This is a genomic window from Stenotrophomonas sp. AB1(2024) (assembly GCF_037482345.1).
Taxonomy (GTDB): Bacteria; Pseudomonadota; Gammaproteobacteria; order Xanthomonadales; family Xanthomonadaceae; genus Stenotrophomonas.
Genome location: NZ_JBBHKO020000001.1, coordinates 195,983 through 221,603, shown reverse-complemented (window position 1 = coordinate 221,603; position 25,621 = coordinate 195,983). Strand labels below are relative to the sequence as shown.

At 66.6% G+C, this 25,621-nt stretch carries 22 protein-coding genes; 12 read left to right on the top strand and 10 right to left on the bottom strand.

From position 1 onward, the window contains the following. Positions 1–32 precede the first annotated feature (32 nt). The 7 genes from WIX41_RS00930 (at position 33) to WIX41_RS00900 (ending at position 8,386) form a co-directional block, all read left to right on the top strand. On the top strand, positions 33–1,103 hold the full coding sequence (locus WIX41_RS00930) for a LacI family DNA-binding transcriptional regulator (RefSeq protein ID WP_339445322.1): 1,071 nt from the start codon (positions 33–35) through the stop codon (positions 1,101–1,103). Between the two features lie 43 nt (positions 1,104–1,146). Then, on the top strand, positions 1,147–2,457 hold the full coding sequence (fucP, locus tag WIX41_RS00925) for an L-fucose:H+ symporter permease (protein WP_339445321.1): 1,311 nt from the start codon (positions 1,147–1,149) through the stop codon (positions 2,455–2,457). Between the two features lie 7 nt (positions 2,458–2,464). Beyond that, positions 2,465–3,463 (top strand): carbohydrate kinase family protein, encoded by a 999-nt coding sequence (locus tag WIX41_RS00920; protein ID WP_339445320.1) that lies wholly within the window; start codon positions 2,465–2,467, stop codon positions 3,461–3,463. Then, complete coding sequence (locus tag WIX41_RS00915) at positions 3,460–4,653, top strand: AGE family epimerase/isomerase (RefSeq protein ID WP_339445319.1); 1,194 nt, start codon at positions 3,460–3,462, stop codon at positions 4,651–4,653. The genes WIX41_RS00920 and WIX41_RS00915 overlap by 4 nt, the downstream gene beginning before the upstream one ends. A 49-nt stretch (positions 4,654–4,702) precedes the next feature. Then, positions 4,703–7,330, top strand: coding sequence for a beta-mannosidase (locus WIX41_RS00910; RefSeq protein WP_339445318.1), 2,628 nt, complete (start codon positions 4,703–4,705; stop codon positions 7,328–7,330). Positions 7,331–7,799: 469 nt separating this feature from the next. Then, a complete protein-coding gene (locus tag WIX41_RS00905) occupies positions 7,800–8,066 on the top strand; it encodes a hypothetical protein (protein ID WP_339445317.1) in 267 nt (88 codons plus the stop codon). Continuing rightward, positions 8,066–8,386, top strand: coding sequence for a hypothetical protein (locus tag WIX41_RS00900; protein WP_339445316.1), 321 nt, complete (start codon positions 8,066–8,068; stop codon positions 8,384–8,386). Before WIX41_RS00905 ends, WIX41_RS00900 begins: the two co-directional genes overlap by 1 nt. A gap of 318 nt (positions 8,387–8,704) precedes the next feature. Here the strand turns inward: WIX41_RS00900 and mtnC are convergent, their stop codons facing one another. The 5 genes from mtnC to WIX41_RS00875 all read right to left on the bottom strand — a co-directional run bounded on the left by mtnC (position 8,705) and on the right by WIX41_RS00875 (position 13,778). Beyond that, entirely contained in the window at positions 8,705–9,403 is a 699-nt protein-coding gene (gene mtnC / locus WIX41_RS00895; RefSeq protein ID WP_339445315.1) for an acireductone synthase, read from the bottom strand. A gap of 3 nt (positions 9,404–9,406) precedes the next feature. Beyond that, positions 9,407–9,964 carry a 1,2-dihydroxy-3-keto-5-methylthiopentene dioxygenase gene (locus WIX41_RS00890; RefSeq protein ID WP_339445314.1) on the bottom strand — a complete coding sequence of 186 codons (558 nt, stop codon included), beginning with the start codon at positions 9,962–9,964 and terminating at the stop codon, positions 9,407–9,409. Between the two features lie 191 nt (positions 9,965–10,155). After that, on the bottom strand, positions 10,156–10,794 hold the full coding sequence (locus tag WIX41_RS00885; protein WP_339445313.1) for a methylthioribulose 1-phosphate dehydratase: 639 nt from the start codon (positions 10,792–10,794) through the stop codon (positions 10,156–10,158). 79 nt (positions 10,795–10,873) lie between these two features. Next, a complete protein-coding gene (locus WIX41_RS00880) occupies positions 10,874–12,298 on the bottom strand; it encodes an amino acid permease (RefSeq protein ID WP_339445312.1) in 1,425 nt (474 codons plus the stop codon). Between the two features lie 4 nt (positions 12,299–12,302). Then, positions 12,303–13,778, bottom strand: coding sequence for an amino acid permease (locus WIX41_RS00875; protein WP_339445311.1), 1,476 nt, complete (start codon positions 13,776–13,778; stop codon positions 12,303–12,305). 208 nt (positions 13,779–13,986) lie between these two features. Between WIX41_RS00875 and WIX41_RS00870 the strand changes: the two genes are divergently transcribed. Next, positions 13,987–14,571, top strand: coding sequence for an NUDIX hydrolase (locus WIX41_RS00870; protein WP_339445310.1), 585 nt, complete (start codon positions 13,987–13,989; stop codon positions 14,569–14,571). 75 nt (positions 14,572–14,646) lie between these two features. Here the strand turns inward: WIX41_RS00870 and serA are convergent, their stop codons facing one another. Continuing rightward, positions 14,647–15,888, bottom strand: a complete 1,242-nt coding sequence (serA, locus tag WIX41_RS00865; protein ID WP_339445309.1) for a phosphoglycerate dehydrogenase — start codon at positions 15,886–15,888, stop codon at positions 14,647–14,649. A gap of 242 nt (positions 15,889–16,130) precedes the next feature. Between serA and WIX41_RS00860 the strand changes: the two genes are divergently transcribed. From WIX41_RS00860 to WIX41_RS00845, 4 genes are all read left to right on the top strand, one after another. After that, positions 16,131–17,519: an FAD-binding oxidoreductase gene (locus WIX41_RS00860; protein WP_339445308.1), complete on the top strand. Its 1,389-nt coding sequence runs from the start codon at positions 16,131–16,133 to the stop codon at positions 17,517–17,519. Positions 17,520–17,581: 62 nt separating this feature from the next. Next, on the top strand, positions 17,582–17,878 hold the full coding sequence (locus tag WIX41_RS00855; RefSeq protein ID WP_339445307.1) for a DUF2388 domain-containing protein: 297 nt from the start codon (positions 17,582–17,584) through the stop codon (positions 17,876–17,878). Continuing rightward, positions 17,878–19,710, top strand: coding sequence for a DUF4105 domain-containing protein (locus WIX41_RS00850; RefSeq protein ID WP_339445306.1), 1,833 nt, complete (start codon positions 17,878–17,880; stop codon positions 19,708–19,710). Before WIX41_RS00855 ends, WIX41_RS00850 begins: the two co-directional genes overlap by 1 nt. Positions 19,711–19,736: 26 nt before the next feature. Next, complete coding sequence (locus tag WIX41_RS00845) at positions 19,737–20,474, top strand: MliC family protein (protein WP_339445305.1); 738 nt, start codon at positions 19,737–19,739, stop codon at positions 20,472–20,474. A gap of 187 nt (positions 20,475–20,661) precedes the next feature. Here WIX41_RS00845 and yeiP read toward each other — a convergent pair whose 3' ends face one another. The 4 genes from yeiP to WIX41_RS00825 form a co-directional block, all read right to left on the bottom strand. Further along, positions 20,662–21,228 carry an elongation factor P-like protein YeiP gene (gene yeiP, locus WIX41_RS00840; protein WP_339445304.1) on the bottom strand — a complete coding sequence of 189 codons (567 nt, stop codon included), beginning with the start codon at positions 21,226–21,228 and terminating at the stop codon, positions 20,662–20,664. Between the two features lie 38 nt (positions 21,229–21,266). Continuing rightward, a complete protein-coding gene (locus tag WIX41_RS00835; RefSeq protein WP_339445303.1) occupies positions 21,267–22,037 on the bottom strand; it encodes an SDR family NAD(P)-dependent oxidoreductase in 771 nt (256 codons plus the stop codon). Between the two features lie 79 nt (positions 22,038–22,116). Continuing rightward, positions 22,117–24,681: a sensor domain-containing protein gene (locus WIX41_RS00830; protein ID WP_339445302.1), complete on the bottom strand. Its 2,565-nt coding sequence runs from the start codon at positions 24,679–24,681 to the stop codon at positions 22,117–22,119. Next, positions 24,678–25,571: a hydroxymethylglutaryl-CoA lyase gene (locus tag WIX41_RS00825; protein ID WP_339445301.1), complete on the bottom strand. Its 894-nt coding sequence runs from the start codon at positions 25,569–25,571 to the stop codon at positions 24,678–24,680. The genes WIX41_RS00830 and WIX41_RS00825 overlap by 4 nt, the downstream gene beginning before the upstream one ends. Positions 25,572–25,621: the final 50 nt, after the last annotated feature.

Here is a 25,621-nt window from a genome sequence, read left to right as displayed (position 1 = left end):
GCTTGCAGGACCATGAGGACGCCGACGCCAGTATGAAAAAGGACACTTCCGCTGCCAAGGGAACCCGCGCCAGCACGCCCCGTGCCGGCGCCGCACGTGCGGTCACCGTGACCGACATCGCCGATGCCATCGGCGTGTCGCGGGCAACGGTGTCGCTGGTGCTGCGGGGCAGCCCGCTGGTCAATGTCGACACCCGCGCGCGGGTGGAGGCCGAACTGCGCCGGCAGCGCTATGTGTACAACCGTGGCGCGGCCAACCTGCGCCGTCGGACCTCGACCAGCGTGGCGCTGGTGATCAACGACCTGTCCAACCCGTTCTTCGCCGAATTCGCCTCCGGTGTCGACGAAGCGCTGGGCGCGAAGGGTTTCGTGACCCTGCTGGGCAGCACCGGCGAATCGCCGGCGCGGCAGCAGGCGGTGCTGACCACGCTGATGGAACACACCCCAGCCGGCCTGATTCTGTCGCCGGCCGAAGGCAGCGATGCCACCGAGGTGCGCCAGGCCGTGGGCTTCAATGCGAACGTGCTGCTGTTCAACCGTGAGCTCAAAGGTGGCGACTGGGACTTCCTGACCCTGGACAACCAGCAGGGGGCCTACCTGGCCACGCAGCACCTGATCGAGCGCGGCCATCGCCGCATCGCGTTCTTCGGCGGCCATGCCGAGTCCAGTTCCTGCCACCAGCGCCGCACCGGCTATGCGCAGGCGCTGGCCGAGGCCGGGCTGTCGGTGCAGCCGGACTGGCTGATCGAATCGGCGCCGAACCGCCTGGAAGCCGCTGCCCGCTCGGGCGAGCTGTTCGCCGGCGACGTGCCCACCGCTGCGGTCTGCTACAACGACACCGTTGCGCTGGGCCTGATGCTGGGCCTGGCCTCGCGCGGTGTGCAGCCTGGCCGCGATTTCGCGGTGACCGGGTTCGATGACATTTCCGAAGCGGCCGTGGCCTTGCCACCGCTGACCACCCTGACCGTCAATCCGCGCGAGCGCGGTCGCCAGGCGGCCGAACTGCTGCTGCAGCGGCTGGACGATCCCACTGCGGCACCGCGCCATACCGTGGCACCGGTGCAGCTCCGTATCCGTGACAGCAGCGGCCCTGCCGTCGGCTGATCCCGTTCCCTTTCACCTGCCCGCATACTGAGGCGCGTTACGCATGCCCATTTCTCCAACGCATCGCCTGCCCACATCGTCATCCACCGCACCCGTGGTCAACACGCGCATGGCGTTGGCGGTGGCCACCACGATCTTCTTCATGTGGGGCTTCCTGACCTGCCTCAACGACATCCTGATTCCGCACCTGAAGGCGGTGTTCGAACTGAACTACGCCAAGGCGATGCTGGTGCAGTTCACCTTCTTCGGCACCTACTTCCTGATGTCGCTGCCGGCCGGCCGGCTGGTGGCGCACCTGGGCTACAAGAAGGGCATCGTGGCCGGCCTGGCCATCGCCGCCGTCGGCGCGCTGGGCTTCTGGCCGGCTGCGGAACTGCGTGTGTATGAAGCCTTCCTCGGCGCGCTGTTCGTGCTGGCCACCGGCATCACCGTGCTGCAGGTCGCAGCCAACCCGTACGTGGCGCTGCTGGGCCCGGAGCAGACGGCCTCGAGCCGCTTGACCTTGGCGCAGGCGTTGAACTCGCTGGGCACGGCGATCGCACCGATCTTCGGTGGCCTGCTGATCCTCGGCAACACGGTCAAGAGCGCTGACGAACTGGCTGCGTTGCCCGCTGCCGAACAGATCGCCTACCGCGTGCAGGAAGCGCAGTCCGTGCAGGGCCCGTATGTGGGCCTGGCGATCGCACTGGCGCTGCTGGCGGTGTTTGTGTACCTGTTCCGCCTGCCGGCACTGACCGAAACCACCGAACAGGCCGACAGCAGCCGGCATACGCTGCTCGATGCGCTGCGCCACAAGCATGTGCTGTTCGGCGTGCTGGCGATCTTCTTCTACGTGGGCGCCGAGGTGTCGATCGGCAGCTTCCTGGTCAATTATCTGTCGATGCCGAACATCGGCGGCTTCACCGAGCAGCAGGCGACCCACTTCGTGTCGGCGTACTGGACGCTGGCGATGATCGGTCGCTTTGCAGGTTCGGCGATCATGACCCGATTCTCGCCGCGTCTGCTGCTTACGATGTTCGCGGTCGCCAACGTGGTGCTGCTGGGCCTGACCATGCTCGGTTCCGGCCAGGTGTCGTTGTATTCGGTGGTGGCGGTGGGCCTGTTCAACTCGATCATGTTCCCGACCATCTTCGCGCTCAGCGTCGAGCGCCTGGGGCCGCTGACCAACAAGGCGTCGAGCCTGCTGATCATGGCCATCGTCGGCGGCGCCGTGGTGCCGACCCTGCAGGGCGTGCTGGCGGACCATATCGGGCTGCAGATGTCCTTCATCCTGCCGTTGGTCTGCTACGGCTACATCATTTTCTACGGCCTGTCGGGTTCGCGCCCGAGCGCCGGTTTCAGCCAGGGAGGCTGAGCGCGTCATGACCAAGATTGTTTGTTTCGGCGAAATTTTGATCGATCTACTTGCGCAGCCACCGGCCACACCCGACACGCCGCGCGCGTTCCTGCAGTACGCCGGGGGTGCCCCGGCCAACGTCGCCGTGGCCGCCGCGCGGCTGGGTGCGGACACCCATTTCGCGGGCATGCTCGGCCAGGACATGTTCGGCGACTTCCTCGCCGACAGCCTGGCCAGCGCCGGGGTGGCCACCGACTGCATCGTGCGTACCAATGCAGCCAAGACCGCGCTGGCGTTCGTGGCGCTCGACGCGCACGGCGAGCGTAGTTTCAGCTTCTACCGGCCGCCGGCCGCGGACCTGCTGTTCCGCGCCGAGCACTTCAGCCCGGCCTGTTTCGACGGCACCCGCAGCTTCCACGTATGCTCCAACAGCCTGACCGAAGCGGCCATCGCCCAGGCCACGCTGCAGGGCATGCAGCGCGCACGCGCCGCAGGCGCAATGGTCAGCCTGGACCTCAACCTGCGCCCGGCGCTGTGGCCGGCCGATGTCGACCCGACCGCGCAGCTGTGGGAAGCGCTGGTGCTGGCCGACCTGGTCAAGCTCTCGCGCGAAGAACTTGAGTACCTGGCTGCGCCGCTGGGCGCCGATGGCAATGCCGTGGTCATCCAGCGCCTGCTGGCCGCCCATGCGCAGGCCGTGGTGGTCACCGACGGTGCCGCCCCGATGCGCTGGCATACCCGCCATGGCAGCGGCGTGGTCACCGGCTTCCAGGTGCCCACCGTGGATACCACCGCCGCCGGTGATGCCTTCGTGGGCGGGTTGTTGTTCGCGCTCGGTGAGCGCGGTGCCGATGGCGATGCCTTCGTCGACTTCTGCCGCGATCCTGCCGGCCTGCAGGACGCCATTCGTTTCGGTGCCGCCGTCGGCGCGCTGGCCGTGACCCGCAAGGGCGCGTTCGCCGCGATGCCGAGCCTGGCCGATGTCCAGCAATTGCTGCAGCAACAACAGGAAACCGCCGCATGACCACCGCCATTCCCGCCCAGCCCGATTTCCGCTCGCCGGCATTCCTGCGTGCGCATATCGCGCAGACCATGGCGTTCTACCAGCCGCACGAGATCGATCCCGGCGGCGGCTTCTTCCACTACTACCTGGACGATGGCACGGTCTACGACGCCGGCCACCGCCACCTGGTGAGCAGCACCCGTTTCGTGTTCAACCACGCCATGGCCTACCGCGAGTTCGGCAAGCCGGAAGACCTGAAGGCGGTCGAGCATGGTATCCGCTACCTGCGTGAGGTGCACCGCACCCCGGTTTCCGGCGGCTACGCGTGGACCCTGCGCGACGGCGTGGTCGAAGATGCCACCAACCACTGCTACGGCGTGGCCTTCGTGCTGCTGGCCTACAGCTGCGCATTGAAGGCCGGTATCGGCGAAGCGCGCGCATGGATGGACGAGACGTGGGAACTGTTGGAGAAGCGTTTCTGGGAGCCGGAATTCGGCCTGTACCGGGACGAAGCGGATGCGGACTGGAACTTCAGCGACTACCGCGGCCAGAACGCGAACATGCACATGTGCGAAGCGATGCTGGCCGCGTTCGAGGCGAGTGGTGAAGCGCGCTACCGCGACCGTGCGCTGCTGCTGGCCGACCACATGACCCGTCGCCAGGCGGCGCAGGGCAACGGACTGGTCTGGGAGCACTACGACCGCAACTGGCAGATCGACTGGAACTACAACCTCGACAATCCCAAGCACCTGTTCCGCCCCTGGGGTTTCCAGCCGGGCCACCAGACCGAGTGGGCCAAGCTGCTGCTGATCCTGGACCGCCACGTCCAGGCCGACTGGCTGGTGCCGACCGCGCGCCACCTGTTCGACGTTGCAATCGAGCGCAGCTGGGACGGGGAACGCGGCGGGCTGTACTACGGCTTCGCGCCGGACGGCAGCGTGTGCGATGACGACAAGTACTTCTGGGTGCAGGCCGAGTCGCTGGCCACCGCCGCGCTGCTGGCCGCGCGCACCGGTGACGCGGTGTACTGGGGCTGGTACGACCGGCTGTGGGCCTATGCCTGGCAGCACATGATCGACCACCAGTACGGCGCGTGGTACCGCATCCTGGATGCGGACAACCGCAAGTACAGCAACGAGAAGAGCCCGGCTGGCAAGACCGATTACCACACCATGGGCGCGTGTTACGAAGTACTCAACGTGGTGCGCTGAAGATCAGGCGGATGACAGCCGGGCGCTGCCCGGCATTACGGGGTGGTGCATGAAGCAGTGGGCATGGGGTGTTGGACTGGTTCTTCTGCTTGCGCTGCATGCGCTTCCCACCGTTGCGGCGCCGCTGCAGGCGCAATGGTCGTTCCGGCTTCTGCCGGGCAACGCGCAGCTGAAAGCCCATCCCGAAGCAGCGCAGTGGCGACCGGCGTCGGTTCCCGGCGCGGTGCACACCGACCTGCTGGCAACGAAGCTGATACCGGACCCATATGCGGGTGCACCCGAAGCCGGGCTGCAATGGATCGGCCTGGCCGATTGGGAGTACCAGGCGCGGTTCGATGTGGATGCCGCCACGCTGGCGCGCAGCCACGCCGAATTGGTGTTCGACGGTCTGGACACGTTCGCCGAAGTCATGCTCAACGGCCGGCCGCTGTTGCGTGCCGGCAACAGCCACCGCACCTGGCGGGCGGCCGTGCAGGGGCAGCTGCGCGCCAGCGGCAATGAGCTGCGCGTGGTGTTCCGTTCGCCGATCACTACACTGTTGCCCGGCGTGCAGGCCATGCCGCACAAGATTGCCGGCAATTACCCGTCGCCGTACGGGGATGAACCCCGCGATGCGATGGTCGGCAACTTCGTGCGCAAACCCGGTTACCACTTTGGTTGGGACTGGGGGCCGCGCTATGTCACCGCCGGAATCTGGCGCCCGGTGCGGCTGGAGAGCTGGAATGCGCAGCGCATCACCGATGTGGCGGTGCAGACCACGGCGCTGGACGCACAGCGCGCCGTGCTGCAGGTAGCCGTCGAGGTGGAAGCGGCGGTCGCGCGGCAGGCGCGGGTGCAGGTAGAGATGCTCGACCCCGACGGTCGTGTCGCGGCCACGGTGGGACAACCGGCCGCGCTGCACGCCGGCGCGCAGGTGGTGTTGGTACCGGTGCAGTTGGCGCAGCCCCGGCGCTGGTGGCCGGTCGGCCATGGTGAACAGGCCCGCTATACCGTGCGTGCGCGCATTGATGCCGATACGCCGGAGGCGGCAGAGCACAGCATCCGCACCGGGCTGCGTACCGTCGAGCTGCGCCGGGAGAAGGACGCCAAGGGCGGGCAGGGCTTCGCGTTCGTCGTCAACGGCGTACCGATCTTCGCCAAGGGCGCCAACGTGATTCCCTTCGACATGTTCCCGGCCCGCGTCGATCCGTCGCGGATCCGTCGCGAGCTCACCGCCGCCCGCGACGCCAACATGAACATGCTGCGTAACTGGGGTGGCGGGTACTACGAGGACGAGGCCTTCTTCGACATCGCCGACGAGCTGGGCCTGCTGGTCTGGCAGGACTTCATGTTCGGCGGCGGCATGCAACCAGGCTACGATCCGGCGTTCCGCGCCAACGTGGTGGCCGAGGCGCGCGACAACGTACGCCGCCTGCGCCGCCATCCCAGCCTGGTGCTGTGGTGTGGAAACAACGAGGAAGAAACCGCCTGGAAGGATTGGGGCCACGGTCGCGACCTGAAGGCGGCCGATCCGGCGTTCGCCGCACGTGTGTGGCAGGGCTATGTGGACCTGTTCGGCAACGACCTGCGCAAAATGGTGGCCGACGAGGGTCTGGGCGTGCCGTACTGGTCCAGTTCGCCCAGCAACGACCTGGATACCGTGGCCAACGACTCGACCCGTGGCGACAAGCATTACTGGCAGGTGTGGGGCAACCCGGCGCTGCCGGTGCAGGCCTACCTGCGCGAGACGCCGCGCTTCATGTCCGAATACGGGCTGCAGGCCTGGCCGGTACTGCGCACGCTGGAGGGCATCATCCCGGCCGAGGAGCTGCGCGTTGACAGCCACACCGTGCGCGCGCACCAGAAGTTCATGGCGGGCGAGGGCAACCAACGTTTGTTGCAGTACATCGAGCGCGAGTTCGGCACCCCGCGTGACTTCAGCGACTTCGTGTACCTGGGCCAGGTGATGCAGGCTGAAGGCATCCAGCTGGCCGCGCTGCATCACCGCGCGTCGCGGCCCTACACCATGGGCTCGCTGTACTGGCAGCTCAACGATGTGTGGCCGGGCGCGTCCTGGTCCAGCATCGACTACGCCGGGCGCTGGAAGGCCCTGCATTTCCACGCGAAGCGGTTCTTCGCCGACCATGCGGTGGCGGCACTGCGTGACGAAGGCGTTACCCGCATCAGCCTGCTCAACGACCTGCAGCAGCCGCTGAACGCGCAGTGGCGGTTGCGGATGATGGATGTGGATGGCCGACAGGTTTCGAAACAGCAGCACGCGGTGACTGTGCCTGCGCTGTCGGCGCTGGAGGTCGGGCGCTTCGCCGATGCCGAGCTGCTTGGCAGGGCAGACCCCGCGCGCACGGTCGCGGTGGTGGAACTGCTGGATGGCACCCGGGTGCTGTCGCGCCAGGTGGTCTACTTCGCGGCAGCCAAGGACATGCAGCTGCCGAAGGTGCAGATCGACAGCCGCTGGACGCAGGACGGCGATGAAATCGTGCTGGAGCTGCGCTCGGCGCAGCTGGCGCGCGGCGTATGGGTCGAATTCGAGCGAATGGACGCCACCCTGGACGACAACGCCATCGACCTGGTCCCCGGCGAGCCGGTGCGGATCAAGGTGAAGGCCGGTGCCGGGCTCGAAACGCTGCGCGAGGCGCTGCGGATACGCTCGGTAACAGACGCGATGGCTAGTCGGTAACCACCGACGCCGTGCTGGAATGACTGGCACGGATGGCGATCGGTTGGGGCGGGTCCCAAACGACCGCACGTAACGCGGATCGGCGCCGGGACGCATGACCTCAAACGGAGAGGCCTGCCGCCCTCAGACCATACGTCAAACACCTTACGAGCTGAGCTGTGTCGGCAACGGAGCGCTGATGCAGCCGTTGCGACGTCGGAAACAGCTCTTGATTCGTACATATGCGGGCGTAGAGTCCGCGGACCAACTGCTTGCGTTGTTTGGGCGGGAGGCAACGGCTGCATCCATTCGCGGAATACGCGTTGAGACTGATGAGGATCGAATGATCTCCAAGGTTTCCGATGGCCTCCGCAATACGGACTACATGGACTATTGGTGCCGCACCACGTCGACCTGTACGAGAAAGCTTGAAGATATCTGCGTTGCGCCTGGCTGCTAGCTCCGTGCATGGCGCCATCAGGAGGAAGACGTGAAATTTTATCCTGCGTTGACGGCGTTCGGGCTCCTGATGTCATCCCCGGCTATGGCCGGGGACATATCGAGTTCGGAAGCCACGTTCAATGAGTACTATGGAAAAGTGCGCAGGATTGATGGTGCTGACGCCACGTCTGCAGCCAGGGAGGCGGCGAAACTGTTCGACGCTTCCTACCTTGGGTTCCTGGAGAATCAGGCGCTGGAGAACAGTCCCCCGGAGGCTCTTCACTTCTTCATACGAGCCACTGCGGCACGGCATTAATGATTGCATTCGAGTCAGACCCTGAGTTGCGCGCTCTACCCGTGTTATGGGTCGTCCCGCCGGAGCGCGACCTGAATTTCGATCTGGTGGGCAGCTGGAACTCGGAACATCCCACCGTGCCCGTGCGGCTTGTTGATAGAACCTCGCAATGGAATTTCGAGCATTGGTCGACGCCGTCCTTTTACGTGCTGAAGGATGGGGAGGTCATTGGTCACAGGACAGGCTGGGCAAACGACGGCCGCGGCCGTGCTGATGTTCTCGATCTCATCAGCCAAGCGCGAAGCGCGGATCATGGGCCTGCGGGCGAGCTGGGGCAGTAGCCGCCGAGGTTGATTCCGGAGTCAAATGTCGATCTGACGATCCAGGGACAGCCGGCGCAATCGTGCAGCGAACGCAGGCGGGTAGGGTCGGTTCCCTAACGACCGCACGTAACGTCGATCGGCGCTGGGACGCATGACCTCAACCGGAGAGGTTCTCCGTTGAAGGTCATGCGGTAAAGAGGCATCGACCGCTATCGGCCGTGGCATGCTCATCCGCATCCTGCGGCTGCACCACTTGTGCATCCATGCACGGCGTCGTTTGGGAACCGACGCTACCAGATGCGGTCCGGCGTTCCCTTTTCGTTCGCGCGGCTTGGCTTACAGCGTGATCTGCTGGAAATTTTCCACGCGATCATGGCCGTGCGTCGCTTCGCCGGTGCGCGGCATCGCGTAATCCTCGCGTCGATCCAGCAACCGGGTCTGCAGGCCCGCCTCATGTGCGGCATCCAGCTCCTCGACCACATCGGAAAGGAACAGGATCTCGCCGGCCGGCACGCCAATGGCCTTGACGATGTTGCGGTAGCTCTCCGCTTCGCGCTTGCCGCCGATTTCGGTGTCGAACCAGCCCGAGACCAGCCCGGTCAGGTCGCCGGCCTCGCTGAAACCGAAGAACAGCTTCTGCGACGGTACCGAGCCGGACGAATACACGTACAGCGGCTTGCCTTCGGCATGCCAGCCCTTCAGCACCGTCGCCACTTCCGGATAGAAGTGCGCCTTGTAGTCGCCATTGCGGTAACCGGCTTCCCAGATCATGCCCTGCAACGCCTTCAACGCCGTGTGCTTGCGATCCTGGTCGATCCAGCCCTGCAGCGTCTCCGCGATCAGGCTGTCCTGGCAGGCACCGCCGATCTCCACGGCCACCGCGTCCAGCCAGCGACGCACCTCCGGCTGCTGGCCGCGCGCGGCGACGAACGCCGGCAGCGCCTTGCGCGCATACGGAAACAGCACGTTCTTGACGAACGAAATGCTGCTGGTGGTGCCTTCGATGTCGGTGAGGATGACGGTGGGGTGGGGCATGGATCAGGACGCCTTGGTCGGAACGTAACGGGGGAATTTCTGCGCGATGTCGGTGCCGGTGAAGTGCCCGACCCAGCCATCCGGCTCGGTGAAGAAGCGGATCGCCACGAAGCTGGGTTCATCGCCCATGTCGAACCAATGCGTGGTGCCGTCCGGCACGGCGATCAGGTCGTTCTTCACGCATTCAATTTCGTAGACCTTGTCGACCACGTGCAGGGTGAACAGGCCCGACCCGGCGACGAAGAAGCGGACCTCGTCTTCCTTGTGGAAGTGCTCGTCCAGGAATTTCCTGCGGAGTTCGGCGCGGTTGGGGTTGTCCGGGGCGATCGAGGCCACGTCCACGCTTTTGAAGCCGTGTTGGGCAACCAGGCGGTCGATGTCGCTGCGGTAGGCGGCGAAGACTTCGTCCTGGCTGGCGCCCGGAGCCACCTCGTGGGCGGCCTGCCAGCGTTCGAATGTCACCCCGATCTTCTTCAGCTCGGCAGCAATGGTCGCGCCGTCCTGGGTATCCAGCAGCGGGGCGTCGGGGACATCGTGGTCGTAAATGCGCAGTCGGCTCATGGCGGCAGCTTGAACGGCGGAGGGGGAGCACAGTGTGTAGTGCCGGGCTCTGCCCGGCAACCCGATACGCCTGCGCGGAAAACAGTTTCCCGGGGGAGAAACCGGTAGCGCCGGCCGTTGGCCGGACCCGACACCGCCTGGGCCGGCCAACGGCCGGCGCTACCGAGGGGCGATCCCCCGGTGGTCCGGCGTTATGGACCGCGCAGCTTGCGCAGCTCCAGCTCGCAATGCAGCAGGAACTCGAACGCCTCCATATGGCGGCGTGCCTCGGCCATGTCCCGGCCCCAGGCGTACAGGCCGTGCCCGTCGATCAGGTAGCCCCACATGCAGCCTTCATCCAGCTTGGCCTCGACCTTGGCGGCCAGCTCGTCCATGTCCTGGGTGTTGGCGAACACCGGCACGTCCACGGCGGTTTCATGGGTGCTGTTGCCATGGAAGGCCTTCAGCAGCTCATAGCCCTCCAACCGGATATGGCCATTGGCGGCATACAGCCGCGAAGCAATGGTCTGCACCGGCGAATGGGTATGCAGCACGCAGCCGATTTCCGGGAAGCGGCGATACAGCTGGGTATGCAGCAGCGTCTCGGCAGACGGCCGCAGCGGCCGGCCCACGGCCTTGCCGTCGAAGTCGACCACCATGATGTCGTCTTCGATCAGGCGGCCCTTGTCCTTGCCGGACACCGTGATCGCCGCATGCTGGTCATCCAGCCGATGCGAGAAGTTGCTGCTGGTCGCCGGCGTCCACCCGGCCTGGGCCAGTTCGCGGATGTTGTCGATCAGCACCTGGGCCAGTTCGCTGAGCCGGGCCGTGTCGTAGGGGGTGTTGTTCATGGCTGGCATTTTAGCGGCGTTGCGCGTTAAAAGCAGGTTCCCGGGCGCCGGGCCGGGTCAGGCCCGGCCCGGCTCGCCGTCAGCCGCGCAGGCGGCTGTGGCGGAAGCTGTAGCCGAAGTAGATCGCGAAGCCGAACACCGTCCAGACGCCCATCAGCATCCAGTTGTGCATCGTCATGGCCGACAACAGGGCCAGGCAGCTCAACACGCCCAGGCTGCAGATCAGCCAGGCCGCCGGGATGCGGAACGGGCGGGGCAGGTCCGGTTGGGTGCGGCGCAGGATCAGCACGCCCGCGCAGACCGCCGCAAACGCGATCAGCGTGCCCATCGACGTCAGCTCGCCCAGCACGTCCAGCGGGAACAGCGCCGCCAGCAGCGCGATGCCGATGCCGGTGATCACCGTATTGATGTGCGGCGTGCGGTACTTCGGGTGGATCGTCGTGAACACCTTCGGCAGCAGACCGTCGTTGGCCATGATCATGAAAATGCGCGGCTGCGCGATCACCATCACCAGCACCACCGACGACAGGCCGATCAACGCACCGATCTCCACCACCACCCGCAGCCAGCCCAGGCTCGGATGCGCGGCGACCGCTGTCACCACCGGCTCGTCGGTGCCCAGCATCGTGTATGGCACCAGCCCGGTCATCACCGCCGCCATGGCGATGTACAGCACCGTGCAGATCACCAGCGACAGCAGCATGCCGATCGGCATGTCGCGCTGCGGCCGGTGCGACTCCTGCGCCGCCACCGACACCGCCTCGAAGCCGATGTAGGCGAAGAACACCATCGCCGCGCCACGCAGCACGCCTTCGAACCCGAACTTGCCCGGGCCTTCATTGGCCGGAATGAACGGCGTCCAGTTGGCCGGGTCCACGTACTTCCAGCCGACCACGATCACCAGCACGATCAGGCCCGTTTTCAGCACCACCATCGCCATGTTCATCGCCGAGGACTTGCTGATGCCCACATAGCACAGCCAGGTCAGCAGCAGCACCAGGATCGCCGCCGGCAGGTTCGCGATGGCGCCGGTGGGACGCAGCTGCGCATCCAGCGGGGCACTGACCAGTGCCGAGGGCAGGTAGATGTCGAAATGACTGAGCAGGCTCAGGAAGTAGCCGGTCCAGCTGACTGCCACCGCCGAGGCAGATACGCCGTATTCCAGCACCAGCATCCAGCCGATGAACCACGCCGCCAGCTCGCCGAAGGTGGCGTACGTGTACGTGTAGGCGCTGCCGGAGACCGGCACCATCGACGCGAACTCCGCATAGGCCATCGCGCAGAATGCGCAGCAGATCGCCGCCAGCACGAAGCTCAGCATGATCGCCGGGCCGGCGTGGTTGGCCGCGGCCTGGCCGGTGATGACGAAGATGCCGCCGCCGATCACCGCGCCGATACCCAGCGCGGTCAGCCCCCAGGGACCGAGGGTGCGCTTCAGGCTCAGCCCGTTGGCGTCTTCATGGGCGGCGTGCGGGTGTTTGGTGGCCCACAGTTGTTTCAGCATGGGATCACGAAGCCTTGTTGAGCTTGCTGTGGCGGATGCCGTAGCCGAAATAGATCAGCAGGCCCAGCACCGTCCAACCCACGAACAGGTGCCAATGCACCACGAATGCCTGCCAGAACAGGAACAGGCACGACAGCGCGCCTATCGGGCAGATCACCCACACCAGCGGCACGCGGAACGGACGGGGCAGTTCCGGACGCGTGTAGCGCAGCACCAATACGCCGATGCAGACCGTGGCGAAGGCCAGCAGCGTGCCCATCGAGACCAGCTCGCCCAGCACGTTCAGCGGCACCAGGCCGGCCAGCGTGGCGGCCAGCACGCCCACCACGATGGTGGCCCAGTACGGGGTGCGGAAGCGCTTGTGGACCTTGCCGAACAGCTTCGGGATCAGGCCATCGCGCGAGATGGTGTAGGCGATGCGGGTCTGGCCCATCATCATCACCAGCACCACCGAAGACAGGCCGGCGATGGCACCGATTTCCACGGCCGTCTTCAGCCAGGACAGGCTGGCGTACGGTTCCAGTGCGGTGGCCACCGGCTTGTCGGTGCCCAGCAGGTGGTACGGCATCATGCCGGTCAGCACCGCGCACACGATGATGTAGACGATGGTGCATACCGCCAGCGAGCCGAGCAGACCGATCGGCATGTTGCGCTGCGGGTCCTTGGTTTCACCGGCCGCGGTGGAAACCGCATCGAAGCCGATGTAGGCAAAGAACACGATGGTCGCCGCGCGGAACACGCCGCTCCAGCCGAACTCGCCGGGTACGCCGGTGTTTTCGGGGATGAAGGGGGTCCAGTTGGCCATGTCGATGTGCTGCGAGCCAAAGCCGATGAACAGGCAGATCACGGTGACCTTGATCGCCACGATGATCGCGTTGACGAAGGCCGACTGGGTCACGCCGACGTACAGCAGGCCCGACACCGCCGCCACGATCAGCACCGCTGGCAGGTTGAACAGCTTGCCCGATGAAATGAACTCGTGCCCGGTCCAGGCGATCGGCGCCGCACTGAGCGCGTCCGGGAATGGCATGTGCAGCGTGGTGGTGATGAAACTGATCAGGTAGGCCGACCAGCCCACCGCGACCGAGGCCGAGGCGAACAGATACTCCAGCACCAGGCACCAGCCGATGAACCAGGCCATGCCTTCGCCCAGGGTGGCGTAGGAATAGGAATAGGCACTGCCGGAGACCGGCATCATCGCCGCGAACTCGGCGTAGCACAGGCCGGCCAGGGCGCAGGCGAAGCCGGCGATCACGAACGACAGCATCACCGCCGGGCCGGCGTGGTTGGCCGCAGCCTGGCCGGTCAGCACGAAGATACCCGCGCCGATCACGGCACCGATACCCAGCATGATGAGATGTTTCGCCGTGAGGGTCCTTTTCAGCGAGGCTTCGCCGTCCAGGCTGCCTTCAATCGGTTCGCCGGCATCGACGTGTCCGGCCGGCTCGACCGGTTTGACCCTCAACAGAGACTTCAGCATGCAGTGCTTCCCAGGTGGACGTAGAGCGGGGCCATGCCCCGCTGAAATGAAAGGTAAGCGCGCAATACGTTGTCGCGCGCTTGATTGGTGACCGGCCGCCCCAAGGGAACGGCCCGCTGTACCTTAGCCAAAGCTGAAGCCTGCGCACAAGCGCAAATGCAGCATGCCGGGCGATAATCTGCCAAATCCGCCCGATTGCCCGGTTGCCATGTCGTCAAACCCTGAATCCGTTGTAGCACTTGACGCCGCCCTGCGCGGCCAACTGGCCGATTACGCCCGCCGGCACCCCGAACACGCCGCCTTGGCTGACGAATTCGGCACATTGCTGGACGACCCGGAAAACCCGTTCCTGCGTGATCGGCTGGCGGGGCATTTCACCGGTAGTGCCTGGTTGGTCAGTGCCGATGGCGCGCGTGTGCTGCTGACCCACCATCGGAAGTTGAACCGCTGGCTGCAGCTGGGCGGGCATGCCGATGGCGTGCGCGACCTGGCCCGGGTGGCACTGACTGAAGCCGGGGAAGAGTCCGGCCTGACCGGGCTGGTGCTGGAGGACGGGGCCGCGCTGTTCGATATCGACAAGCACTGGATTCCGGAGCGGCATGACGTGCCGGGGCATTGGCACTACGACGCCCGCTACGTGGTGCGGGCGCTGGGCAGCGAGGCCTTTGCGGTGAGCGAGGAGTCGCTGGCGTTGGCATGGCGCGAGGTCACCGATGTGGCCAATGCCGCGATTGAGACGCCGGACGGGGACGATTCGTTGCCGCGAATGGCCAAGCGCTGGTTGGCACGTTGATTCAAACCCGTCCGGGCAAATGGGGTCCCCACACGAATCATCGTTCCGCCCTGTTCGGGCATTCGCGCGATCGCCTCAATACAGAACGCGCGTCCGCAACGTGCCAGGAATTGCCGCCAGCTCTTCGCGCACGGCCGCGGCCTGCTCCTCGCTGGCGGTGATGTCGATCACCACGTAACCCACCTTCGGGTCGGTACGCAGGAACTGGCCGTCGATGTTGACGTTGTGGCGCGAGAAGATCTCGTTGACCTTGGACAGCACGCCCGGCACGTTCTGGTGGATGTGCAGCAGGCGCAGGCTGTCTTCGTGTTCGGGCAACGTCACTTCCGGGAAGTTGACCGCCGACAGGGTGCTGCCGTTGTCGCTGTAGCGCACCAGCTTGGCCGCCACCTCCACGCCGATGTTGTCCTGCGCTTCCAGCGTGCTGCCACCCACGTGCGGGGTGAGGATCACATTGTCGTGTGCGGTCAGCGGCGATACGAACGCATCGCCGTTGCCCTTGGGCTCCACCGGGAACACGTCCAGCGCTGCGCCACCGATATGGCCCGAGCGCAGCGCCGCATCCAGCGCATCGATGTCTACCACAGTGCCGCGCGCGGCATTGATCAGGTGCGCGCCCGGGCGCATGCGGGCCAGCTGTGGCGCGCCGATCAGCCACTGGGTGGCCGGGGTTTCGGGCACGTGCACGGTGACGATATCGGCGCGGGCGAGCAGGTCGTCCAGGTCGATGGCGGCGCGGGCGTTGCCCAGCGACAGCTTGGTTTCGATGTCGTGGAAGATCACCTGCATGCCCATGGCTTCGGCCATCACGCCGACCTGGGTGCCGATATGGCCATAGCCGATGATGCCCAGGGTCTTGCCGCGCACTTCATGGCTGCCGGCGGCCGACTTGGACCAGCCGCCGCGATGACATTCGGCGTTCTTCTGCGGAATGCCACGGGTGAGCATGATCGCTTCGGCGATCACCAGCTCGGCCACGCTGCGGGTGTTGGAGTAGGGCGCATTGAACACCGGGATGCCGGCCAGCTCGGCCGCTTCCAGGTCGACCTGGTTGGTGCCGATGCAGAAGCAGCCCACCGCCATCAGGCGCTTGGCATGGGCCAGCACCTCGGCGCTGAGCTGGGTGCGCGAGCGGATGCCGACGATGTGCGCTTCGGCAATGCGTGCCTTGAGCATGTCCTCGGGCAGGGCCTTGCTGTGCAGTTCGATCTGCGAATAGCCGGCGGCACTGAACACGTCGATGGCCGTCTGGCTCACCCCCTCCAGCAACAGCACGCGGATATCCTGCTTCGGGAACGAGGTCTTTTTCGGCGACATGGGCAAGCGGCAGCATGTTGGACGGGAGCTGCTCACTATGCCAGATCGGGGCGGGGATGGTGCGGTGCGCCAAAGCGCAGTTCGACGGTTTCAGTTGCGACCAATATCTGCTGAGGTCGCACGACCAACAGTATGCCCGCCAAGGTGGGCACCCTTCGGGCCGTCGGCAAGCGACGTTGGGAACGGCGACACCGTTCCCTGCGTGCGCTACCCTTTTGGATTGCCCTGGCTCTCTTGTTCATATGACCGATCCGCGCCTTGATTCGCTGTTGCAGGACTGCCCCGGGCTGCGGCTCGCTACCGATCCGGCCGACCTGGAGCATTACGGGCGCGACTGGACCCGGCGCTGGACGCCGGCGCCGCTGGCCATCGCGCTGCCGGGCAGCGTGGAGGAGGTGCAGGCCATCCTGTGCTGGGCCAGCGCCCAGGGCGTGGCGGTGGTGCCGTCGGGTGGCCGCACCGGCCTCAGTGGTGGCGCGGTTGCTGCCAATGGCGAGCTGGTGCTCAGCCTGGAGCGCATGAACAAGCCGCTGGCCTTTGATGCGGTGGACCGCACGCTGACCGTGCAGGCTGGCATGGCACTGGAAGCGGTGCACAACGCGGCGCTTGAGCACGGGCTGATCTATCCGGTGGATTTCGCCGCACGCGGTTCCTGCTCGATCGGCGGCAACATCGCCACCAATGCCGGCGGCATCCGCGTGATCCGTTACGGCAACACCCGCGAATGGATCGCTGGCCTGAAAGTGGTCACTGCCAGCGGCGAGCTGCTGGAACTGAACAAGGGACTGATCAAGAACTCCAGCGGCTACGACTTCCGCCAGCTGCTGATTGCCTCCGAGGGCACCCTCGGGGTGATCGTCGAAGCCACGCTCAAGCTCACCGATCCGCCGCCGGCCAGCAATGTGATGCTGCTGGCGCTGCCCTCGTTCGAAGTATTGATGCAGGTGTTTGCAGCCTTCCGCGAGCGCATGCAGCTGCAGGCCTTCGAATTCTTCACCGACCGGGCGCTCGAGCACGTGCTGGCGCATGGGGCGCAGGCACCGTTCACCGAAGTCCACCCGTTCTACGTGGTGACCGAATTCGCCGCCGGCGACGAGGTCCAGGAGGCCGCCGCCATGGCCGCCTTCGAGGCCTGCATGGAGCAGGGCTGGGTCAGCGACGGCGTGGTCAGCCAGAGCGATGCGCAGGCCGCGCAGCTGTGGCGCCTGCGCGAGGGCATCACCGAGGCGGTGGCGCGCTACAAACCCTACAAGAACGATGTGTCGGTGCGGATCTCGGCGATGCCCGCGTTCATGGCGCGTACCCAGGCGCTGATCGGCGACGCCTACCCGCACTTCGATGTGGTCTGGTTCGGGCATATCGGCGACGGCAACCTGCACATCAACGTGCTCAAGCCCGATGCCACCGACGATGCGCAGTTCCTGCAGCAGTGCGAGCACGTGACCAAGCTGCTGGCGCAGGTGCTGAAGGAGTTCGATGGCAGCATTTCGGCCGAACATGGCATCGGCCTGGTCAAGAAGGGCTACCTGGACAGCACCCGGGGCGTGGCGGAAATCGCGCTGATGAAGGCGGTCAAACGCGCGTTTGATCCCCAAGGGCTGCTGAATCCGGGCAAGGTATTCGACCTGTAGCAGGCGACAGAATTCCATGCAGCCGATACGCTCTGCGCTTTCCTGTCTTGAATGACCCGAACATGATGCGATCGATCCTGCTCCTTGCCGTGCTCGCCCTGCCGCTGTCGGCCTTCGCCTCCAGCTTTGCCGGTTCCTCGGCCGGTTCCGCTTCCGGCGCCTCGTCGGCCGGTTCGTCCAGCTCGGACGACGACAAGGTGGTGGTTGACGCCCGCGAAGACGCCGCCGCGTTCGTGGCCACCGACGGTGCCATCCGTGGTGCCCGCCTGGAAGCGGCCCTGCTGCACCTGCGCGAAACCGGCGCCGCCCAGCGCGAGGCCAGCGACATGCAGCTGGCCCAGGCATTGCTGGCCCGCTGATGCTTCCGCGCCGCCGGGCCCTGCGCCGATGCGCGGCGGTCCTGGCGGCGTTACTGGCCGCCCCGACTGCCCAGGCTGCGTTGCAGCTGCAGTTGCAGGCGGACGGGCTCGCCCCTGATCAGGTGGCGAAAGTCGATCTGGTGCTGCAGGCGGCTCCTGCGTTGCTGCCTGCGTCGTGGCAGGAGCGCTTCGTGGCGCCGGTAACCGTGTCGTGGTCGGACCGGCTCCCCGATACGGTGCACGGACGTACCCGGCAGGGCGCGATCACGCTGCGGCGCAGCCTGCTGGATGAGGTCCAGCCCGGCCAGCCGCTGCCGCGCGCGGTGCAGGCCGCGCTGATCCATGAGTTGACCCATGTGCTGGACCGTGCCGCCGACGGTGGCTGGTCGTACAGCGCACGCTGGCGTGACCTGGCCGGCTGGCAGCAGCGCCCGTGGCGGCTGGGCCGCGGCGCCAATGCGTTCACCGAGCGCAGTCCCGATCCCTACGAACGCCACAGCCCGGCCGAGTACCTGGCAGTCAATGCCGAGCATTACCTGCTCGATGCCGATTACGCCTGTCGCCGCCCGGCGCTGGCGGCGTGGTTTGCGGACCAGATTGGCCCAGGGCCGCAGGCCGCGTGCGACCCGCGCGTGGCGCTGGTGCAGGCAGGCGATGTCACCGGCGAAGCGTCGTTGCTGGAGTTGGATCCGCAGCGGGTGTATGCGGTGGATTACCTGTTGGCCGAGGGTAACGACCAGCTGATGAGCCGCTGGGGCCACAGCATGCTGCGGCTGGTGATCTGTGCACCCGGCCGGCCGCGCGGCCCGGACTGTCGGCTGGATCTGGCCGAGCACCGGGTGCTGTCGTTCCGCGCCTTTGTCGGCGACGTGCAGATTTCCAGCTGGCGTGGCCTGACCGGCGCGTATCCGTCGCGCCTGTTCGTGCTGCCGCTCAATCAGGTGATCAACGAATACACCCAACTGGAGCTGCGTGGGCTGCAGTCGGTGCCGCTGGCGCTTGATGAAAGCGACATCACCAGCCTGCTGGAACGGGTGGGCCAGGTGCATTGGAGCTATGACGGCCGGTATCGCTTTGTCAGCAACAACTGCGCGGTGGAAACCGGCAAGCTGCTGCAGGAAGGCGTGCCGCGCTGGGCCGACCCCGGGCTGAACCGGCTGAGCCCCGGTGGCCTGCTGCGTCGGCTGGAGCGGCAAGGTCGTGCAGACGGCACGGTCCTGGACGACCGGCGCGAGGCGATGCGGTTGGGCTACTACTTCCCCTCGGCGCAGGCGCATTACCAGCAGCTGTTCGATGTGGCGCGTGCGGAACTGGCGTTGCCGACCACGCAGGTGACCGGGTGGTTGGCGCTGCCTGCGGCACAGCGTGCGCAATGGGCGGAGCGCGGCGGGTTGCGTGCGACCTCGGCGCTGTTGTTGTTGGAGCAGGCGGCGCGGTACCGGGAGGAGTTGCGGGCGCGCGATGGGTTGAAGCGGGCGCTGGGCGGTTCGGGTGTGGGTGGCGATGACGCGCGCGCGGCGTTGCTGGCGCTGTTGGACGATGCGGGGCAGCTGGTCAATCCGGCTGGGCTTGTTGGTGGTGACGGGTATGGGTTGCCGACCGCGGATGAGCGCGTTGCCGCTGCGGACGCTGCCCGGCAGATCAGCGCACGCGGGGTGCCGGCATGGGCGGCCTTGCAGGCGCAGATGCGTGCCCGCCTGCCGGCGGCGCAGCAGCGGGAGTTGGTCACGATTGACGACACGCTGGTGAGGCTGGGGAGCCGGATGCGCCAATTGGCGCGCGACCCGCATTTCACCCCCGGTCACACCCGCAGGGCTAGGATCTCCGGTTGAACCAGAACATCGGCAAGGAGTCGAACATGCGCGCATCTCCCATCATTCTCAGCCTGGCCATCGCTACCGGCCTTGCCGCCTGCCAGCCGGCCCAGCAGGCCGACAGCGCTGCCCCTGACGCTGTCGCGGCCGGCAACGAAGCGCCGCCGCCGGCGGCAGCGCCGACCTCCGATGAGCGCGTGTACGCCTTCCAGTGCGGTGACCTGGCCGTGCAGGCGACCTACCGCGGCCAGGATTCAGCCACGGTGGTGGTCGGCGGCCGCACCTTCGTGATGGCCTCGGACATCGCGGCCTCTGGGGCGAAATTCAGCGACGGGCAGGGCAACGTGTTCTGGACCAAGGGCACGACCGAAGGCACGCTGACGCTCAAGGATGAGCCGGATCGCAGTTGTACCGGCTCGGGCAGGGAAGGTGAGGTTGCCGTCGCCGCCGCCACCGCAGAAGCAGCCCCGGCGTTCCGCGCCACCGGCAACGAGCCGGGCTGGCTGGCGCAGGTCAGTGCCGGGGAAAACCCGGTGCTGCGCGTGGAGACCGGTTACGGCGAGCAGAAGTTCGAAGTGGTATCGCCGACCCAGGGCAAGGATGGCTGGTCCGGCAAGGCCGCCGATGGGACCGACATCAAGGTCAGCTTCCAGCGCACGGTGTGCCACGACGACATGAGCGGGCAGGGCTTTGGCGCCACCGTGATGCTCACCGTGGGCGCACGCCAGTACCACGGCTGTGGCGATTTCGCCGGCGCGCCGGCCTTGGCCGAGCGCCCCTGACGACGGAACAATTCGCGTAGCGCCACGCCGCGCCGCGTGAACGCTGGGGGCAATGCGAAGAACGCGTCGCCACGCGCCCGGGACCTGCCCATCGCACGGGGCATGATTCTGTTGCGTGGCGTCGCGGTGCCGGATCGAGAGCAGCCACGCAGGGCGTGGCTCTACGATCCGGCCGTCAGCATGACCCTTAGTCCGCCCGACCCGCGAACTCGCCGGTGGCGGTGTTGACCAGCACGCGTTCGCCGTTGGAAATGTACTCGGGCACCATGATTTCGATGCCGGTGTTGAGCTTGGCCGGCTTCGGGCGCTTGGTGGCGGTGCCGCCCTTCAGTTCCGGCGGGGTCTCGATCACTTCCAGCACCACGCTGCTCGGCATCTGCACGGCCACCGGCTGGTCGTCGATGACCTGCACATAGATGCCGGTCAGGCCGTCGGTGATGTAACCGGCGTCATCGCCGATGACGTCCGCATCCAGGGTGTACGGGGTGTAGTCCTCATCGTCCATGAAGACGAACGCATCGCCGTCCTTGTACGAATAGGTGGACTGGCGACGCAGCAGTTCGACTTCCGGCAGGTTGTCGTCGGCATCGAAGCTGGCATCGAGCTTGTTGCCGCCCGGCACGCTGTACATGATGAAGCGGAAGCGGACGTTGCCGCCGCGACCCTGCGGCGAGCTGCGCTCGATGTCGCGGATCTGGTAAACGCCGCCGTTGTATTCGACGACGTTGCCTTTCTTGATGTCGTTGGCTTTCATGGGATGAAGGTCGGTTCGTGGGAGGTAAAGGTGCTTGCTTACTTCGGTGCCAGGCGCACTGCACCGTCCAGGCGGATGGTTTCGCCGTTGAGGTAGGTGTTGGTCAGGATGTGGCCGACCAGGCCGGCGAAATCTTCCGGCTTGCCCAGGCGTGGCGGGAACGGGATCGAGGCGGCCAGCGATTCCTGCACGGCCGCCGGCATGCCATCGACCATCGGGGTCCAGAAGATGCCCGGGGCAATGGTCATCACGCGGATGCCGAAGCGCGACAGCTCGCGCGCCATCGGCAGGGTCATGCCGACCACGCCGCCCTTGGAGGCGGCATAGGCGGCCTGGCCGATCTGGCCTTCATAGGCGGCCACGCTGGCGGTGTTGATGATCACGCCGCGCTCGCCGTCTTCGCCGGCGGTGTTGTGCTGCATGCGGTTGGCGGCGGCCTTGGCCACGTTGAAGCTGCCCACCAGGTTGACCATGACGGTGTTCTGGAAGGTGGCCAGCGGCATGGGTGCTTCCTTGCCCAGCACGCGACCGGCGCCAAGGATGCCGGCACAGCTGACCACGGTGTTCAGGCCGCCGAGGAAGTCGTGGGCGGCGTCGATCTGCGCGGCCACGGCGGCTTCATCGCTGACGTTGGTGGCGAAGTAGCGGGCCTGCGCCGCGCCGAGCTCCTCCACGGCGGCCGCGCCCTTGTCGTCGTTGAGGTCGAACAGGGCCACCTTGGCGCCATGGGCGACCAGGTGGCGGGCCACCGACAGGCCCAGGCCGGAGACACCGCCGGTGACGACGGCGCGTACGGAAGACAGCTGCATTGCACGATCCCGAGGGTTCAAGAGCCGCCGATTCTAGCGGATGCGGGCCCATTCGCCGTTGTGCAGCGCATGCAGGCGCTCAGCGGCGCGGGGGCAGGCGGCGGGCTAACTCGTCCGGGGCCAGTCCGGGCGCGAACAGGAAGCCCTGGCCCACGGTGACCCCCATGTCGTGCAGGAACCGGCGCTGTTCCTCCGATTCGATGCCCTCGGCGACCAGGCCCAGGCCCAGGCTGCGGGCGATCCCGCAGACGGCCTCGCACACGGCCACGTCCGAGCGATTGCCGGGCACGCCCTCGACGAACATCTGGCTGAGCTTGAGCCCGTGGATCGGCAGCCGGCGCAGGTAGTTGAGCGCGCTGTAGCCTTCGCCGAAATCATCGATGGTCAGCAGCACCCCCATCTCGCGCAGGCGGGCGAAGGTCTGCAGGGTGTCGGGCGCATCCTCGATCAGCACCCGCTCGGTGAACTCCAGTTCCAGCGCGCTGCCGGGCAGGCCGTATTGGTCCAGCGCCTGGCGCACGTTGCGGGCCAGGTCCTCGCCGACGAACTGCCGGTAGGAGACGTTGACCGCCACCCGCACGATGCCCAGCCCGTCGTCCTGCCATTGGCGCACCTGGCGGCAGGCTTCGTTGAGCACCCATAGGCCGATCCGCACGATATCGCCGGTGCTTTCGGCGTGGCCGATGAAGATGTCCGGGCGCAGTTCGCCCAACTGCGAGTTGCGCCAGCGGATCAGCGCCTCGGCGGCCACCAGCTGCCCGGTGTGCAGGTTGACCTGGGGCTGGTAGACCAGGTGGAACTCGTCATCGTCCAGGGCGCGATGCAGGCGGCTTTCGATCTGCAGGCGGTCATGCTGGCGCTGCGCCAGCTCGGGCGAAAACACCTGCCAGCCGTTGCGGGTGCGACGCTTGCAGTCGTACATGGCAATGTCCGCATTCTGGATGAGCTGCTGCGGGCGCAGCCCGTCCTGGGGCGCGCGCGCGATGCCGATGCTGGTGGTGACCGCGAACTCGTCGCTGCCGAACCGGAACGGGGTGGAAAACGCACGGGTGATCGCCTCGGCCAGGTGTTCGGGCTGGTCGGGCTGGTCGCGGGTATCGCACACCACCAGGAACTCGTCGCCACCAAAGCGGGCGACCAGGCCTTCGGTGCCGATCGCCGTGGCGATGCGGCGGGTGGCGTCGATCAGCAGTTCGTCGCCGGCATTGTGGCCAAGCAGGTCGTTGACGGTCTTGAACCGGTCCAGGTCGATGTACAGCACCGCGATCCGGCAATGGGTAGGGCTGGCCATGCGCGTGGCCAGGTCGGTCAGCACCGCATCGCGGTTCATGATGCCGGTGAGCGGGTCGGTGCGCGCCTGGATGCGCAGGGTTTCTTCGGCCTGCTTGCGCGAGGTGATGTCCTGCACGGTACCGGCGATGCGCGCGGCGTTGACATCCCCGGCCTCGGCTTCGCCGATCATGCGCACCCAGAACGAATGACCGTCGCTGCGCTGGCCCTGCAGTTCCAGCTCGAACGGCACCTGGCGGTCGATCACGTCCAACAGCGCCTGCTGCAGTTGGGATCGGTCATCCAGCCGCAGGCACTCCATCAGCTGCGCCATGTCCTGCAGCGGCACTTCCTGGCCCAGAATGCGCGCCGCTTCGTCGGTCAGGTACAGGCGCTGCAGGCCGCGGTCCCATTCCCAGCCACCGATGTGGGCCAGCGACTGCGCGCGGTCGAACAGGGTGTTGTTGCGCTTGAGTTCGGTGATGTCGCTGAACAGTGCGAACACATGGTCGGGTATGTCGCGCCCGTTCCCGTACACCGGCACGTTGGTGGTGGAGATCCAGATCATGCGCCCGCGCGGACGGTGGTACAGGCCGACGATGGTGCTTCGGATGATGCGCCCGCGGTGCAGCGATTCGCTGGCCGGCCACTGCTCGCGGGTCAGTGGGTGGCCGTGTTCGTCCACGCTGATCCAGTCGTCCGGGGCGAGCATGGCCTGCAGGCTGCCGCCGTTGTTCTGCGTGCCGAGGATGCGGTGCGCGGCCGGATTGGCTGAAACCACATGCAGGTCGCGGTCGAACAGGATCACGCCCTTGTCGATGGATTCCATCAGCAGCCGGTAGCGCGATTCGGCCTGCCAGCGGCTGCTCAGGTCGCGCGCCACCGCCACGATGCAGTGCTCGCCCTGGTGCTCGAAGCCGGCCGAGTGCACCTCGACCGGGAAGCGGCTGCCGTCGCCGCGCATGTTGGTGACTTCGATGACGTAGGTCTCGCCCCGGTGCAGCGCTTCCCAGACCGGGTCGAGGTGGTCGTTGGGCAGGTCCGGATTGAGCAGTTCGATCGGCTGGCCGACGATGTCCTCGCGGCTGCGCCCGTAGGCGCGCACGCCGGCCTTGTTGAGGTCCAGCACCACCCCCGATTCGCTGAGGATGCTGACCGGGTCGGGTACCGCATCGAACAGCGCGGCGTAGCGTCGCAGCGCCAACTGGCGTTCGTCCATCGCTTCCTGCAGGGCCTGCTGCACGTCGCGCAGCAGCGCATGCACGTCTTCGCCCGGCGGTTGCGCCAGCGCCTGTTCCAGGGCCGCCAGCGCATGCACATGCCCGGCGAGGTGATCACCGACCGCAGCATCCCTGCGCGGGCGGCGTCGGCTCATGTCGCGGCCAGGGCTCTGCCGGCCTTGCTGCCGGTCTCGCGGCCGAGTCGTGCGGCCAGCCAGCGGCCGGTCGCGGCCAGGGCGGGCAGGTCGATGCCGGTACGCATGCCAATGCCGTGCAGCAGGTACACCACGTCCTCGCTGGCCACGTTGCCGCTGGCGCCCTTGGCGTACGGGCAGCCACCGGCACCGGACACGGCCGAATCGACCACGCGCACGCCTTCGTCCAGGCACGCGTCGATGTTGGCCAGCGCCTGGCCGTAAGTGTCGTGGAAATGCACGGCCAGCGCCGGCATCGGCACTTCGCTGGCCACCGCGCGCAGCATCGCGCGCGCCTTGCGCGGGGTGCCCACGCCGATGGTGTCGCCCAGCGAGATTTCGTAACAGCCCATGGCATGCAGCGCGCGGGCCACGCGCACCACCTCGCTGACCGGCACCTCGCCCTGGTAGGGGCAGCCGAGCACGGTGGACACATAGCCGCGGACCTTGACCCCGTCGGCGTGGGCGCGTTCGAGGATCGGCGCGAAGCGGGCCAGCGATTCGTCGATGCCGGCATTGGTGTTGGTGCGGTTGAACGTTTCCGAGGCTGCGGTGAACACCGCCACTTCTTCCACGCCGACCGCGCGGGCGCGGTCGTAGCCCTGTTCGTTGGGTACCAGCACCGGGTAGGCGATGCCGGGCCGACGTTCGATGCCGGTGTAGACCTCGGCCGCATCGGCCAGCTGCGGCACCCACCGTGGGCTGACGAAACTGGTGGCTTCAATGGTGCGCAGGCCGGTGAGCGAGAGCTGGCGGATCAGCTCGATCTTGTCGGCGGTGGCCACCGGCTGGGCTTCGTTCTGCAGTCCGTCGCGCGGGCCGACTTCGACGATGCGGACGAAATCATCCATGACGGGTCACCTGACGGATGGGAAACGGGTGGAGCGGGAAAGCGATCACG